13 protein-coding genes and 1 tRNA gene are annotated in these 14,534 nt (G+C 64.0%); 2 read left to right on the top strand and 12 right to left on the bottom strand.

All coding sequences use genetic code 11. The features are described from left to right. Positions 1–3: 3 nt before the first annotated feature. The 3 genes from llg_RS09110 to llg_RS09100 all read right to left on the bottom strand — a co-directional run bounded on the left by llg_RS09110 (position 4) and on the right by llg_RS09100 (position 1,312). Positions 4–570 (bottom strand): GNAT family N-acetyltransferase, encoded by a 567-nt coding sequence (locus tag llg_RS09110; protein ID WP_338289533.1) that lies wholly within the window; start codon positions 568–570, stop codon positions 4–6. A 13-nt stretch (positions 571–583) separates the two neighbouring features. Further along, positions 584–1,204, bottom strand: a complete 621-nt coding sequence (locus llg_RS09105) for an HNH endonuclease (RefSeq protein ID WP_338289530.1) — start codon at positions 1,202–1,204, stop codon at positions 584–586. 33 nt (positions 1,205–1,237) lie between these two features. Continuing rightward, a tRNA-His gene (locus llg_RS09100) sits at positions 1,238–1,312 on the bottom strand. Between the two features lie 831 nt (positions 1,313–2,143). Here llg_RS09100 and cls point away from each other — a divergent pair. After that, the gene (gene cls / locus llg_RS09095; protein ID WP_338289529.1) at positions 2,144–3,586 is read left to right on the top strand and encodes a cardiolipin synthase; all 1,443 of its coding nucleotides are present in this window, start codon (positions 2,144–2,146) and stop codon (positions 3,584–3,586) included. A gap of 90 nt (positions 3,587–3,676) precedes the next feature. Here cls and llg_RS09090 read toward each other — a convergent pair whose 3' ends face one another. After that, positions 3,677–4,117 (bottom strand): DUF5069 domain-containing protein, encoded by a 441-nt coding sequence (locus llg_RS09090; RefSeq protein ID WP_338289527.1) that lies wholly within the window; start codon positions 4,115–4,117, stop codon positions 3,677–3,679. A gap of 144 nt (positions 4,118–4,261) precedes the next feature. On the opposite strand from llg_RS09090, the gene llg_RS09085 reads away from it, so the two are divergent. Next, on the top strand, positions 4,262–4,822 hold the full coding sequence (locus llg_RS09085; RefSeq protein ID WP_338289525.1) for a TetR/AcrR family transcriptional regulator: 561 nt from the start codon (positions 4,262–4,264) through the stop codon (positions 4,820–4,822). A gap of 101 nt (positions 4,823–4,923) precedes the next feature. On the opposite strand, the gene llg_RS09080 is transcribed toward llg_RS09085, so the two are convergent. The 8 genes from llg_RS09080 to kdpA form a co-directional block, all read right to left on the bottom strand. Next, positions 4,924–5,487, bottom strand: a complete 564-nt coding sequence (locus llg_RS09080; protein ID WP_338289523.1) for a DNA-3-methyladenine glycosylase I — start codon at positions 5,485–5,487, stop codon at positions 4,924–4,926. Between the two features lie 16 nt (positions 5,488–5,503). After that, positions 5,504–6,166, bottom strand: a complete 663-nt coding sequence (locus llg_RS09075; protein ID WP_338289521.1) for a response regulator transcription factor — start codon at positions 6,164–6,166, stop codon at positions 5,504–5,506. Then, complete coding sequence (locus llg_RS09070; RefSeq protein WP_338289519.1) at positions 6,163–8,859, bottom strand: sensor histidine kinase KdpD; 2,697 nt, start codon at positions 8,857–8,859, stop codon at positions 6,163–6,165. Before llg_RS09070 ends, llg_RS09075 begins: the two co-directional genes overlap by 4 nt. Positions 8,860–8,900: 41 nt before the next feature. After that, positions 8,901–9,602, bottom strand: a complete 702-nt coding sequence (locus llg_RS09065) for a transposase (protein ID WP_338289517.1) — start codon at positions 9,600–9,602, stop codon at positions 8,901–8,903. A gap of 22 nt (positions 9,603–9,624) precedes the next feature. Continuing rightward, positions 9,625–10,020: a potassium-transporting ATPase subunit C gene (locus llg_RS09060; RefSeq protein ID WP_338289515.1), complete on the bottom strand. Its 396-nt coding sequence runs from the start codon at positions 10,018–10,020 to the stop codon at positions 9,625–9,627. Between the two features lie 12 nt (positions 10,021–10,032). Then, a complete protein-coding gene (gene kdpC / locus llg_RS09055) occupies positions 10,033–10,614 on the bottom strand; it encodes a K(+)-transporting ATPase subunit C (RefSeq protein WP_338289513.1) in 582 nt (193 codons plus the stop codon). Positions 10,615–10,616: 2 nt separating this feature from the next. Continuing rightward, positions 10,617–12,638 carry a potassium-transporting ATPase subunit KdpB gene (gene kdpB / locus llg_RS09050; RefSeq protein ID WP_338289510.1) on the bottom strand — a complete coding sequence of 674 codons (2,022 nt, stop codon included), beginning with the start codon at positions 12,636–12,638 and terminating at the stop codon, positions 10,617–10,619. Positions 12,639–12,743: 105 nt separating this feature from the next. Further along, positions 12,744–14,531, bottom strand: a complete 1,788-nt coding sequence (gene kdpA / locus llg_RS09045; RefSeq protein WP_338289508.1) for a potassium-transporting ATPase subunit KdpA — start codon at positions 14,529–14,531, stop codon at positions 12,744–12,746. Positions 14,532–14,534: the final 3 nt, after the last annotated feature.

The raw sequence follows: 14,534 nt of genomic DNA, 5'->3' as shown, positions 1-14,534 counted from the left end.
AGCTCAGGCCACCCGCAGGTAGGGCCTGAAGTTCCCGGCCGGGATCGAGTAATCGGCGATGTCGAGCAGGCGGCCGTTGCGGATGACACCCTGGCGGATGATTCCCTCGTAGCGCATGCCGAGCTTTTCCATCACCCGTCCCGAGGCCGGGTTGTTGAGAAGGTGCGTGGCCTGGATCCCTTGCAGGTCCAGGTCCTCGAATCCGAAACGGAGCACCTCGCGGGCGGCCTCGGTGGCGTAACCGCGGTTCCAGTAAGGAACCCCGATCCAGTAGCCGAGTTCGGCACGCGGGCCCTGGGCGAAGAGCCGCAACGAGATCGCCCCGATCAATTCGCCGCTGCCACGCAGGGTGACAGCGAAGGGGGCGAGCTTGCGGTTCCGCCACAGCATCGGGTGCGAGGCGATCCAGATCTCCGCCATCCGGTCCGGATAGGGGTGAGGGATCTGGCTCGTCATTTCCGCCACACGGCGGTCACCCGCGAGCTGCTGCACGCGCGGCCCATCCGCGATCGCGAAGGGACGCAGCACGAGGCGCTCCGTTTCAAGGGTGGGAATGTGAAGAGGGTTCATGGGAGTGAGTGTTCTACGATTGAAGGGTTGGACGGCGGTTCCCGCCGCGGGATTCGAGGAAGTGGTCCCAGTCCTCGATCTGGTGGTGGTTCCGGATCCGCGCGGAAGCGGGGATCGGCCGCGGCTTCCGCGGGACGGAGAGCAGCCGGAGGCCGGCTTCTTCCGGGGTGCGGTTGCCCTTGCGCTGGTTCACCCGGCGGTCGGACAGCACGCAATTGTGCCAATTGTTTTCCCCACCGCGGGAGCGCGGCAGGACGTGGTCGATGCTGGCCTCGGCCGGGGCGAGTGTCCGGCCGGTGTACTGGCACCGCCCCTCATCCCGCTCCCAAAGCCCTGTCAGCCCGAAGGACAGGCGGACCATGGGGACGCGGTCGTAGCGGGTGAGGACGATGACGGTGGGCACGCGGACCTGGCCGCGTGTGGTTCCGATCGCGGCCTGGCCCTCCGCCGGGGCCAGGCCGCGCCATTCCTCCCACTCCAGCGCCTGCATGTCGTGCGGCCCTTCGATCAACAGGCCGCGCGCGCTGCCAGCCGCCAGGTGGCCGAAGGCCTCCGCGGGCGTGATGGCATCGATGGCCTGCCAGTGCCGGTTGAGCACCAGCACCGTGGTCTGGTGGAGCAGGTTCGCGTTCATGGGAAAAAGGAAGGCTGTGGGGTGGAGGAAATCTGGGGTGAGCTACCGGAATCGAACCGGTGCTTCCGCGATCACAACGCGGGGTGCTAGCCGTTACACCAAGGTCACCATTGGAAGGTTGGAGGTCGTTTCATCATGTCATCCGGGCATAGCTCCGCCCGATAGAGACATATCTGTCATCCGTCATGCCTGAGACATGACATTCGGATCACAGGAAGGAATCCAGGAAGCGGATCCGCCCGGTCGGACGGAAATGGGAAAGCGGTCGGGAGAAATTCAGCGGGCTAGGCCCGGGTGGATGGATGGAGTGGGATTCGTGTGGGAAAATTGGCTCGGGATGGTCCGGGGTTTTTGCGGAAAACAAAAAACCCCGCTTCCGGGTGGGAAGCAGGGTAGCGGCAAATCCTTGATTCTGCGGCTGTCAGGCTCCTTCGAGCCCGGTTCTGCTTCCCTTCGGTCGATGACCGGCGGCGGCAAACATTCCAACGGTGGAATGGGAGCGTTTGCTCCAAATGACGTTACCCGCCGACCACTGGCTGACCGCACCCGCCTCAATCGAGAGGCAGGGTTTCAGGCCGGTGCTGGTGGATGGGTATCGCATGGCGCTGCTTTCGGGAACGCTTTCCAGATATAACGATGCGTCCAACGCGTCAACGGGTTTTTCGAATTATTTTATCTTCGGCCATCATTCCTGCTCTGATGTGGAGTGCGGCGGGCAATCGCCGCCTTTGCGCGGAGGCGAGGTATCGCCGGTGAAAAGGCCTGCGTGGGGCAACCGACTCCCACGTTCCAAAACACCTGCATCTCTGGTCCAAACCCTTTCCCCTGAATGCGATTTTCTCTCCGTCGATTCTCTCCCGCGCCCAAAGCGGCGATGCTCGCCGCACTCCACATTGGAGTACGATTTTGCCGTCCGCCGGGGATCTGCTAGAGTGCCGCATGCCCGTGGCCGAATGGATCGTGGATTGGAAGACGTCGCTGGCGATCACGGGGGTGCTCTTCATCCAGCTCCTCGGCCTGGTGCACGTGGTCCACGCGCTGATGCACGTCCGCACCGCACAGGGGACGATCGCGTGGATCGTGTGCCTGGTGACCTTCCCATATATCGCGATCCCGATCTACTGGATCGCCGGTCGCAACCGCTTCGAAGGCTACGTGCGCGCCCGCCGCGGCGAGGACGCGGACCTCTACAAGCTGGCGGAGGACATGCACAAGCGCCTCCGTGCCTACGAGCTGCCCGCGGAGGATGGCTTCGCCCGCGGCGCGGAAATCCTCGGCGGACTGCCCTTCACCCGCGGCAACCGCCTCGACCTGCTCATCAACGGCGAGGAGACCTTCCAGGCCCTGTTTTCCTCGATCAAGAAGGCCGAACGCTACCTGCTGGTGAACTTCTTCATCGTGAAGAACGACCGCATCGGCACCCGCTTCAAAGAAGCCCTGATCGAACGCGCCAAGGCCGGGGTACGGGTCTACTTCCTCTTCGATGAAATGGGCTCCCACAAACTGTCCCGGCGCTACCTCCGGGAACTGCGCGCCGCGGGGGTGGAGTGCCATTACTTCGGCACCAACCGCCATTGGTGGTCGCGCCTCCAGATCAATTTCCGCAACCACCGCAAGATCGTCGTCGTGGACGGCAAGGAAGCCTTCCTCGGCGGGCTCAACGTGGGCGACGAATACCTCGGCCGCGACAAGCACTTCGGCGCGTGGCGGGACACCCACCTGAAGATCGAGGGCCCCACCGTGCAGGCGATCCAGCTCGTGTTCCTGGAGGACTGGTACTGGGCGTGCAGCCAGATGCCGGAGCTCTATTGGGACCCGGATCCGGACGCCGGCACCGCGCAGGCCGCGGTGATCCCCACCGGCCCGGCCGATCCCGCGGACTCCTGGCAACTGGTGGTGGCGGAGGCTGCGAATACCTCGCGGACCCGGTTGTGGATCGCTTCACCCTACTTCGTGCCGGACGGCGGCGTGCTCACCGCGCTCCAGGCCGCCGCCATCCGCGGCGTGGACGTGCGGATCCTGATCCCGGAAAAGCCGGACCACCTGCTGGTGTGGCTGTCCTCCTTCTCGTTCCTCGAAAGCACCCTGCCCTTCGGCGTGAAAATCCACCGCTACCAGAAGGGCTTCCTGCACCAGAAGGTGATGCTCATCGACGACCGACTGGCCTGCGTCGGCACGGCGAACCTCGACAACCGCTCGTTCCGGCTGAACTTCGAAATCAGCGCGCTGTCCCCCGATCCCGCGTTCGTGGCGGAGGTGAAGGCGATGCTGGAAAAAGATTTCGAAGGGACCCGCGAGGCGAGGGTCAGCGACTTCACCAAGCGCTCGTTCTGGTTCCGCGCCGCGTGCCGTGCGGCACGGTTGTTCGCGCCGGTGCAGTAAACCAAGGAGCAGGGACATTCCTGTCCCGTTCTTACTCTTCACTGAAGACGAAGAACGGGACAGGAATGTCCCTGCTCCCAGTCAATCGAATCAAGCCGCCGCGTAGCTCAGCTTGTCATCGGTATCGAGGTAGTCGAAGAGCGTGCTCTCCGCCGGATCGATTCCGACTTCGGCGCAGACGCCGACGAACCAATCCTTCTTCTCCGGATTGTCATACGGACGGAAGGCTTCGATGCCGTCCGACCAGCCTTTGACCTCTTCCGCGGACTTGGCCTGGCCGTTGGCCTCGATCCAGGCGGTGATCTCCTGGTCGCTGGCTCCGGATTCAAGGAGCTTCTTCACCTCGTCCGGGTTCACGCCCTTGAAGTCGAAGAGCATCATGTCGAGCGGACAGGCGAAGTGGTATTCGCCGACGGTGCCGGCGATGGAGGCGCGGCCCTTGTCGATGGCGCGGGCGAGAATCACGTAGCCGCCGAGGCGGGTGCGCGGGCTGCGGGGAGCTTCCTTGGTCAGGTCTTTGGCTGCACTCATGGTCGTTTCGTTGGTTAAGTGGGAGTCTGACTGTCGCGACGATCGTTCGGATCGCCACCGAGAGATTGGCTACACCTGTCGCTTTGTCAACGGATGTCGCGAAAAATCGCTCGGATTTTTCGTCACCGGCGGTAGCGTCGCGCCATGATGAGCCCTGCCGACATGGATCCCCGCGTGAAGCGGACCCGGCAGATGCTGTACGCGGCCTTCATGGAACTGCTGGCCGAGAAGGGCTTCGAGGCGATCACGGTGGCGGACATCACCAAGCGCTCGACGCTCCACCGCGCCACTTTCTACGGCCACTTCACCGACAAGTTCGCGCTGCTGGAGGCGAAGATCGGCGACGATTTCCAGGAGATGCTCGATTCCCGGCTGGCCAACGCCAGCAACTGCCAGGAGGGCCTGCGCCAGCTCATCCTCGCGGTGTGCGATTTCTTCTCACGGGTGGCGGCCGGCTGCCAGAAGCACCAGCGCCAGTTCGACCCGATCATGGAAACGCGAATCAAGACGATGGTGCGGGACTTCCTGCTGGCCGGTCCGCTACAGAAGCATGGCGCGAGCGCCGATACCCAGCTCCGCGCCACCATGGCGAGCTGGTCGATCTGCGGCGCGGCCCTGGAATGGAGCCGCCATCCGCAAAGCACCACCGAGGAGCTCGCGAAGGCGATGCTACCCCGCGTGGTCTTCACGCTGCACGGGGAGTAATGCTGGCTGGGAGCAGGGACATTCCTGTCCCGTTTTCCGAAAATTTGCCAGCGAAGCTGGGTGGCTTTTGAAAAACGGGACAGGAATGTCCCTGCTCCCAGCTATTTTTTCCGACAAAGGCACCCGGCCTCATGATCGTTCACCATGCCGGTGGCCTGCATGAAGGCATACATCGTGGTCGACCCCACGAAGTTGAACCCCGCCTTCCGCAAGGCCTTGCTCATGGCATCGGATTCGGGCGAGGTCGCTTTCATGTCCTCGCGGGACCGCACCTTCTGCTCACGCGGTTTCCCGCCGATGAAACTCCACAGCCACTTCACCACATCCCCTTCCCTCTCCCGCAGCGCGATCCATGCACGCGCGTTCTGGCGAAACGCCTCGATCTTGCCGCGATGGCGGATGATGCCGGGATCGAGCACCAGCTTCTCCAGCTCGGCGTCGGTCATCTTCGCGACCTTCGCGATCTCGAACTGATGGAACACCTTGCGGTAGTGCTCGCGCTTCTGGAGCACGGTCCACCAGGAGAGGCCCGCCTGAGCGCCTTCCAGGCAGATCATTTCGAAAAGATGGCGCTCGTCCCGCGACGGCACGCCCCACTCGGTATCGTGGTATTCGACATAGAGCGGCTTGTCCACGGGCACCCAGAAACAGCGCTTCGGTTCCATGCCGCGAGCATGGCGATCAGGGCGATTCGAGCAACCGATAACCAATCCCCGGCTCGTTGCGGATGATGAGTTTGTCGCCGAGCTTCTTCCGGAGATGGTTGGTGTAAACGCGCAGGTAGTGCGATTGCCCGTCGCCCTGCGGTCCCCAGACCTCGCGGAGGATCTGGCGCTGGGTGACGATCTTTCCGGCATGCCGGGCGAGCACGCGCAGGAACGCGAACTCGGTGGGAGTGAGCTTCATCGGCACGCCCGCCAGCTCGGCCTCGTGCCGGTCCTGGTGCATGACCAGCGGGCCGACGGTGATCTCAGGCGACTCGGTGGATTGGCGGCGACGCTGGATGACGGTGAGCCGCGCCAGCAGCTCGGCGGTGCCGAAGGGCTTCGTCACGTAGTCATCGGCCCCGTGTTCCAGCGCGGCGACCTTGGTGTCCTCCTGATCGCGGACGGACAGGATCAACACCGGCACGTCGCTCCAACCGCGCAGCTCCTTGAGCACCTCCAGCCCGTCCATGTCCGGCAGTCCGAGATCGAGCAGCACCACCTCCGGACGAGCGAACGCCGCCTCCTGCAAGCCGAGCCTGCCGTTCTCCGCCTCCTTCACCGTGTAGCCACGCGATTCCAAGGCCAGCCGTAGCAGGCGGCGGATCTGGATTTCGTCATCGATGATGAGGGCGGTCATGAGGAGGCTGAAGACCCTTTGAAGGTTTCAGAAACAAGGACGGCAATGTCCTGGCTCCCAGGATCCATGAATTCGGCGGCCATGGCGATTTCGAAGACCGCGCCGCCGGAGGGATGATTCCACGCCGTGATGTCGCCGCCAAGCGCACGGATGAAGCCGCGTGCGATCGAAAGGCCGAGGCCGGTGCCTCCCGCGGGAGAACCCGGCGCGCGGTAGAACTTCCCGAACACCCGCGATTCCTCGCCGACAGGCAGCCCCTTGCCGTGGTCTCGCACGCTGAGATGAAAGCGGCCCTCCGCGTGGCGGGCGGAAACCTCGATGGGCGTGCCCGCTGGCGTGTAGACGGCGGCGTTGTGAAGGATGTTCGCCAGGGCCTGCACCACCAGCGCGTGGTCGGTTTTCACGAACGGGAAATCCTCCGGCAGATGCAGCTCCACCGGATGGGCTTTCAGAAGGTCGCCCACGGCAAAGGTCGCTTCATCCACCATCTCCACCACATCGGTCCATTCGAGCTGCGGCTCCACCACCTGCGATTCGAGTCGCGTCATTTGCAACAGCCCGTCCACCAGCCGCTGGAGCCGCTTGGTCGCGGTATCGATTTCCGAGATATACGGATCGCTCGTCGGCCCGCCGATGCCCTCCACCGCGGCCCGGATCACCGCCAACGGGGTTTTCAGCTCATGCGAAACGCTGTCGAGCAAGGTGCGGCGCAGGCGCTCGGATTTCTCGATCAGCTCCGCCTGGTTCACCGCCTGGATGAAGTGCTCCTTTTCCAGAACCAGCGCGAGCTGGAGCGCGAAGGCCTCGATGGCCTGCCGCCGCACGAAATCGAGCGCGCCCTCGCGGGTCTTCACGCCGAGCACGCCCATCGTCGAGGTCGCCGTCTGGAGTGGAAACCAGGTGGCCTGCGATTGCGGCAGGGTGTCGGTGAAACGCCCGGCGGTCTGTTTGTTACCATACGCCCAGGCCGCCACGCCGAACTCCTGCTCCTCCGGCACGAAGGTGCTCGCGGGATGGACCTCGGACGGCAGCGTGTGGTCGAGCCGCCGCACCACCAGCGCGGTGTCCGCATCGAGCACGGAATCGATGATCCGCAGCGCCTCGGCCAGGCCCTTGCCGGTTTCCGGTGCGAGCGCCGCGCTCTGGGTGACCCGCAGCAGCGCGTCCGTCTCCATCTGCCGCCGCCGCTCGGCGATCTCGCGTTTCTTCAAGCGCGCGGTAAGATGGCCCATGGCGGTGGCCACGGCAAAAAACAGCACCAGCATCACCACGTCCTCCGGCTTCTGGACCTGAAGGGTGAAGCGCGGCGGAATGAAAAAGTAGTTCCACGCCAGCGCGCACAACGCCGCCATCAGCAGCACCGCGCCGCGCGAATAACGCAGCGCCGCGATCACGATCCCGAAGAGGAACACCAGCGCGGGCATGGTGTAGCCGCCGATCGAGCGCAGGCCCCAACACGCCGCCGTGAGCATGGCGGTACCGAGCAACACCTTGCCATATTCCACCGCGGCATGAACCGGCGGGGCCTTCGGAGCCTTCGCGGCGGCAGGCGGGCGCCCCACCAATGGCCTCACCACGCACACATCGATGTCGCCGCTGCCGGCAATGAGCTGGTCGGCGAGCGAGGCTTTCCAACGCGAGCGTTTGTCCGGCTTGCCGACGATGATCTGGGAAACGTTCCGTTCGCGGGCCACCTGCAACAGCGTGGCCGCGATGTCGTCGCCGGTGGCATGCACCACCTCGCCGCCGAGCTTCCGCGCCAGATTGAGTCCACGCGCGAGCAGGTCCTGCTGCTGCGGCGTGAGCGGCTGGGTGCGCTCCACCCACACCGCCAGCCACGGACACCCGAGCCGGCCCGAGGCGCGGCGGGCCCAGCGAATCAGGCTTTCCGAGTACGGCGAGGGGCCCACGCCGACCATCAACCGCGCGTTCGTCTTCCACGGGCTGCTCACCCGTCGCGCACGGCGGATGTCCTCGAGATCGCGGTCCACCCGCTCCGCGGTGAAACGCAGCGCGAGCTCGCGCAGGGCCGTTAGATTGCCCTCACGGAAAAATCCATCGGCCGCGGCCTGCGCGCGCTCGCCGAGGTAGACCTTCCCCTCGGCGAGGCGCTGCATCAGCTTCTCCACGCTGAGGTCCACGAGCTGGATCTCGTGCGCGCGGTCGAGCATCGAGTCCGGCACCGTTTCCATCACCGCCACGCCGGTGATCTGACGCACGATGTCCACCTGGCTCTCGATGTGCTGGACGTTGACGGTGGTGCAGACATCGATCCCGGCGTCCAGCAATTCGATGACGTCCTGGTAGCGCTTGCGGTGGCGGGTGCCTGGCGCGTTGGTGTGCGCCAGCTCGTCCACCAGCAGCAGGTCCGGGCGGCGGGCCAGCGCGGCATCGAGATCGAACTCCTCCAACAGGTGGCCGCCGTGGGAGAGCTTCTTGCGCGGCATCACCTCCAGCCCGTCGAGCAAGGCCTCGGTCTCCACGCGGCCGTGGGTTTCCACCACGCCCACCAGCACCTCCAGTCCTTCCTTCCGACGCTGGCGCGCGGCGAGCAGCATCGCGTAGGTTTTCCCCACTCCCGGGCACATCCCGAGGAACAGGAACAAGCGGCCGCGCTTGCCCTGGTTTTCCTCACGCTGGACCTGCGCGAGCAGCGCATCGGGATCGGGACGGCCATCAGGGAGCAAGGACATTCCTGTCCTTGTGTCTGAAGGGTCATCTGAACGGAAAACCTTCATCTCAAGGTATTCAAAGCCTCCCTCACGCAATCTGATTCATGGAGCACGTATTGCCCGGCACTAAGACGCGCTTTGACCGGATTCCGTCGGATGTAGCGGGCGCAGTTCCAAAAATGCTCCGAATCACGAATCAAGCGGTCGTAGTAATTGGCCTGCCAAAGCTCCCCGGAACGAGCCAACGCCACGTTCACTCTCCGCGATGACGCTCCCTTCCAAATCTTCACCAAGCCCTCAAGGGTCTCAGCCGTTCCAATCGACGCCAGAACATGAAGATGATTCGGCATGATCACGAAGGAGTGCTGGGTATAGCGCTCCTGATCCTTGGTGAGCAGCACCTTCCTCAAGGCTGAGGCTGCTGCCGGTCGCCCCAACAGGCACTCGCCCTCCCCTCCATCCAGCCATCGCTCGATCAGATTTGAAAAGCGGGTGTGGTATTCCCGCTCTTCATCCTCGGTCCACGGTTTCGGATGCATCTCCAACCAGACGACCCGCTCCTCCTTCCACTTCTCCAACTTGGATTGGGGAATCGAGTCCGCCAGCCGGAAGGTCAGGAAGAATGTGGAATGGTCTTGCTGCCAATGCGGCAGATGGACTCCGTGTCTGGCGATTTCCTCGTTCGGATTCCAGAATTTGGGAGTGGTTTCCATGAAGCGTGCGGAACCATTCATAACGTTTTTCCAACAGAAGAACAGGGACAAGAATGTCCCTGCTCCCTGGGGCTCACTCCTTGATCTCGTCGAGAGCCAAATTGAGCCGCACGAGCGGAATGCGCTCGCCGCCGACCAAGCGCGAGGGATGCGGTTCAGTGAGTTTGGAAACGAGCAGCTTCACCTTCTCCATCCCCGCCCCGGAGAGCTTCCGTACCGACACCACGCGGTCGAGTTGCGCGTTCGCCTCGTCCGGGGTGATCCATGGACCACCATCTTCGGCGGTGGACTCATTGGCGGCATGGAAATAGCCCGGCCCGCTCTGGGTCTTTGCGAGCAACTCCACTCCGGCCACCTTCTCATCCGGAATCGAGAGGCCATCCCGATGCTTCCATTGCACCAAGCCGATCGCCACCAACGCGATGGCGACGGCGAGAACAACGGCGAGTTTGAGACGGATCGGGTTCATGGTGTGTGGCGGTTAGAGGTTATCGAGAGCCAGGTTCAGCTTCAGCACGTTCACTCCGGGGTCCCCCAGCAAGCCAAGGTCCTCCGTATCCGTGTTCGCCGCAACCAGTTCACGGACTTTTTCCGCGGGCAGGTTGCGGGCCTTGGCGACCCGGGCGACCTGGAGCGCGGCATTGGCCGGACTGATGTGGGGATCGAGGCCGCTGGCGGACGCGGTGACCGCATCGGCCGGAACGGGCTGGTCAGCGGCCAAACCATTGGCGGCCCGATACGAAGCCACGCGCTCCTGGATCTGATCGGCCAGCTTCCGCGAGGTGGGCCCGAGGTTGCTGCCGCTGGAGGCGGAGGCGTCATAGCCATTGCCCGCGGCGGACGGACGGGATTGGAAGTATTTCTCCCCGCTGAAGCTCTGGCCGAGCAGGGCGGAACCGCGGAAGGTGCCGTCCTTGTCCACGATCAGGCTGCCGTCCGCCTTCGCCTTGAAGCAGAGGCGGGAGATGCCGGTGACGGCGGCGGGATAGAGCCCGCAGCAGACCACGGCGAGCACGGCGGTGGAGACGATGGCGCCACGGAGTTCGGAAACGATGGCTTTCATGATCAGGCGAAGTGAAGGGTGGTGATGAGAAGGTCGATGGCCTTGATGCCGACAAAGGGCACCACTAGGCCGCCGAGTCCGTAGACGAGAAGATTCCGGCGCAGCACGGCGGCTGCGCCCATGGCCTTGTAAGGCACACCTTTCAGCGCCAGAGGAATGAGCGCGATGATGACGAGCGCGTTGAAGATCACGGCGCTGAGGATAGCGCTCTGTGGCGAAACCAGGCCCATGATGTTGAGCGGCGAGATCGCGGGGAAGGTCACCATCAGCATCGCGGGAATGATCGCGAAGTACTTCGCCACGTCATTGGCTATGGAGAAGGTCGTCAGCGAGCCGCGGGTCATGAGGAGCTGTTTTCCGATCTCCACGATCTCGATGAGCTTGGTCGGATTGCTGTCGAGATCGACCATGTTGCCCGCCTCGCGCGCGGCCTGGGTGCCGGTGTTCATGGCCACGCCGACATCAGCCTGGGCCAGCGCGGGCGCGTCATTGGTGCCGTCACCGGTCATGGCGACGAGGTGTCCGGCGGCCTGCTCCGAGCGAATGCGCTTCAGTTTGTCCTCGGGCGTGGCCTGGGCCATGAAGTCGTCCACGCCCGCTTCGGCGGCGATGGCGGCAGCGGTCATCGGATTGTCCCCGGTGATCATCACAGTGCGGATGCCCATCTTGCGGAGCTGGGCGAAGCGCTCCTTGATGCCGCCTTTCACCACATCCTTCAGCTCGACCACGCCGAGGACGCTCGATCCTTCCGCCACCACCAGCGGCGTACGTCCGGCGCGCGCGGATGCCTCCACGGCACGAGCAATCTCGGTGGGATAAGCGCCGCCCTGTTGCTCCACCCATTGCTTCACGGACTCCGCCGCGCCCTTGCGGATGCTGCGGCCATCCAGATCGACACCACTCATGCGGGTCTGCGCGGTGAAGGGCACGAAGGTGGCGTGTGGCTCTTGGAGTTCGCGGCCGCGGATGTTGAACTTCTCCTTCGCCAGCACAACGATGCTGCGGCCCTCCGGCGTTTCATCCGCCAGCGAGGCGAGTTGCGCGGTGTCGGCCAGAACTTGCTCGGTGATGCCCGGAGCCGGGATGAAGTCCGAGGCCATGCGGTTGCCGATGGTGATGGTGCCGGTCTTGTCGAGCAGCAGCACATCGATATCACCCGCGGCCTCCACCGCACGTCCGCTGGTGGCCATCACATTGCGGCGGATCAAACGGTCGATGCCGCTGATGCCGATGGCACTGAGCAGGCCACCAATGGTCGTCGGGATGAGGCACACCAGCAGCGCGACCAGCACCGGAAGGGTGAACTCCATGCCCGCGTAAGCGCCGAAAGGTTTCAGCGTGATGCAGACCAGCAGGAAGATCAGCGTCATCGCGGACAGCAAAATGGTGAGCGCGATTTCGTTCGGTGTCTTCTGCCGCTTCGCGCCCTCCACCATCGAGATCATCCGGTCGAGGAAGGTATTGCCCTTTTCCGAAGTGATGCGGATCACGATGCGGTCGCTGATCACGCGGGTGCCGCCGGTCACGGCGCTGCGGTCGCCACCGCTCTCCCGGATCACGGGCGCGGATTCCCCGGTGATGGCGGCCTCATCCACGCTGGCGATGCCTTCGATCACCTCGCCATCGGCGGGGATCACGTCGTTGGTTTCGCAGACGACATGGTCGCCCTTTTCCAACATCGGCGCGGGCACCTGTTCCTCGCGGCCGTTTTTCAAGCGCCGCGCGACGGTGTCCTTCCGCGCCTTGCGCAGGCTGTCGGCCTGGGCCTTGCCGCGGCCTTCGGCGATGGCCTCGGCGAAGTTCGCGAACAGCACCGTGAACCACAACCACACCGCGAGCTGGAGGATGAACCCGTGGTCGGTCGGCGAGGTGAAAACCGCCACGGTGGTCAGCACCGCGCCGACCTGGGTGACGAACATCACCGGGTTCTGGATCATGAGCCGCGGATCGAGCTTCTTGAAAGCTCCGCCAATCGCGGGCACCAGGATCGACCGGTCAAAGAGGGATGGAGATTGATGGGACATGACTGGGAGCAAGGACATTCCTGTCCTTGTTTCTTGAGGTTCGGAAATCGAAGTGAGTCTCGGAGAGGTTGAACAAGGACAGGAATGTCCTTGCTCCCTGGGCCGTTAGAACAACGCGCCCTTCAGCATCAGGAAGTGCTCGACGATCGGGCCCAGCGCGAGGGCAGGCAGGAAGTTCAACGCGCCGACCAGCAGTACCGTGCCGATCAAGAGCACCGTGAACGTCGTGCCGGATACCGGGAAGGTGCCCGCGCTGGGCGGCGAGAACTTCTTCTTCGCCAGCGAGCCAGCCATCGCCAAAATCGGCACGATCATCAGGAAGCGCCCGATGAGCATCGCGAGACCGAGCGTCACATTGTAATGCGGATCGCCATCGGCCGGCGTGGCGGTCAACCCGGCGAAGGCGCTGCCGTTGTTGGCGGTGGCGGAACTGTAGGCGTAGAGCATCTCGCTGAATCCGTGCGGTCCGGCGTTGTTCAATCCGGCCTGCCCCCACGGCGAGGCGGCGGCCCAGGCGGTGAAGCCGAGGATCGTGGCGGTGAGCACCAGCAGCGAAAGCATCGCCATCTTCACCTCGAAGGCCTGGATCTTCTTACCCAGATACTCCGGCGTGCGGCCGACCATCAGCCCGGCGATGAACACCGCCAGCACCACGAACACCAGCATGCCGTAGAGCCCCGCGCCAACACCGCCGATCACCACCTCGCCGAGTTCCATCATGAACAGCGGCACCAACCCGCCGATGGCGGTGAAAGAATCGTGCATCGCATTGACCGCGCCGCACGACGCCGAGGTGGTCACGGTGGCAAAGAGCGCGGAGTGGAAAATGCCGAAACGCACCTCCTTGCCCTCCAAATTGCCATCGGCCGCGATGAGTCCCAGCGACTGATGGATCGGGTTGCCCTTCGCCTCCGCCCACCAACACGCGAGCGTGCCCGCGGTGAAGAGGATCATCATCGCCGCCCACACCGACCAGCCGTGCGCTTGGTTGCCGGTGCATTTGCCGAGATACCAGGTCAGACCGCTGCCGATCGCGAAGATCGAAAGCATCTGCACGAAGTTGGAAAGCGGCGTGGGGTTCTCGAACGGGTGGGCCGCGTTCGCATTGGTGTATCCGCCGCCGTTGGTACCGAGCATCTTGATCGCGGCTTGGGACGCCATCGGGCCCTGCACGATGGTCTGCTCGGTGAGGGTCTTCTTCTCGGTAACACCCTGTCCGGACGCATTCGTCACCGCCACTTCCACCACCTGCGGCTCGACCAGCTTCGCCGTGTCATACGGCTTGAAGTTCTGGATCATCCCCTGCGAGACGAGGAACACCGCGAACACCAGGCTGAGCGGCACCAGCAGGTAGTAGGTCACCCGGACCAGATCGACCCAGAAGTTCCCCAGCGTGGCGGCGGAGTGGCGGGCGATCCCGCGGACCAGCGCCGCCGCGATGGCGATCCCCACCGCCGCCGAGGTGAAGTTGTGGATCGTCAGCGCTACCATCTGCGAGAAATAGGACATCGTCCCTTCGCCCCCGTAGCTCTGCCAGTTGGTGTTGGTCGTGAAGCTGGCGGCGGTATTGAACGCCAGCGCGTGCCCCAGGCCCGGTAGGCCCTGCGGGTTCAGCGGCAGGAGGTCCTGGAGCCGCAGCACCGCGTAGGTGAAGAGCATCCCCACCAGACTGAAGAACAGCATGGCGAAGGTGTAACCCTTCCAATCGTGCTCCCTGGCCGGGTCCACGCCCATCAGCCGGTAGGTCAGCCGCTCGAACGGGCGGATCACGGGATCGAGGAACGTTTTCCCAGCCGGATCGAGGACCCGGTGGAGATAGATCCCGATCGGCTTCGTGATCAGGGCGAGCAGGCCGATGAAGAGGGAGAACTGCAACCAGTCGGTCGTTTGCATGGC

It is taken from the genome of Luteolibacter sp. LG18 (assembly GCF_036322585.1).
Classification (GTDB): Bacteria; Verrucomicrobiota; Verrucomicrobiia; order Verrucomicrobiales; family Akkermansiaceae; genus Luteolibacter.
The sequence above is the reverse complement of the archived record's forward strand: the minus strand, read 5'-3'. Positions and strand labels throughout refer to the sequence as shown.

Excerpts from the sequence above, each read along its gene's own strand:
- llg_RS09075 (WP_338289521.1), bottom strand. The coding sequence starts at position 6,166 with ATGACCGCCCTCATCATCGATGACGAAATCCAGATCCGCCGCCTGCTA.
- llg_RS09090 (WP_338289527.1), bottom strand. The coding sequence starts at position 4,117 with ATGAGTGCAGCCAAAGACCTGACCAAGGAAGCTCCCCGCAGCCCGCGC.
- llg_RS09085 (WP_338289525.1), top strand. The coding sequence starts at position 4,262 with ATGATGAGCCCTGCCGACATGGATCCCCGCGTGAAGCGGACCCGGCAG.
- llg_RS09060 (WP_338289515.1), bottom strand. The coding sequence starts at position 10,020 with ATGAACCCGATCCGTCTCAAACTCGCCGTTGTTCTCGCCGTCGCCATC.
- kdpA (WP_338289508.1), bottom strand. The coding sequence starts at position 14,531 with ATGCAAACGACCGACTGGTTGCAGTTCTCCCTCTTCATCGGCCTGCTC.
- llg_RS09105 (WP_338289530.1), bottom strand. The coding sequence starts at position 1,204 with ATGAACGCGAACCTGCTCCACCAGACCACGGTGCTGGTGCTCAACCGG.
- kdpC (WP_338289513.1), bottom strand. The coding sequence starts at position 10,614 with ATGAAAGCCATCGTTTCCGAACTCCGTGGCGCCATCGTCTCCACCGCC.
- llg_RS09080 (WP_338289523.1), bottom strand. The coding sequence starts at position 5,487 with ATGGAACCGAAGCGCTGTTTCTGGGTGCCCGTGGACAAGCCGCTCTAT.
- llg_RS09110 (WP_338289533.1), bottom strand. The coding sequence starts at position 570 with ATGAACCCTCTTCACATTCCCACCCTTGAAACGGAGCGCCTCGTGCTG.
- llg_RS09070 (WP_338289519.1), bottom strand. The coding sequence starts at position 8,859 with ATGTCCTTGCTCCCTGATGGCCGTCCCGATCCCGATGCGCTGCTCGCG.
- kdpB (WP_338289510.1), bottom strand. The coding sequence starts at position 12,638 with ATGTCCCATCAATCTCCATCCCTCTTTGACCGGTCGATCCTGGTGCCC.
- cls (WP_338289529.1), top strand. The coding sequence starts at position 2,144 with ATGCCCGTGGCCGAATGGATCGTGGATTGGAAGACGTCGCTGGCGATC.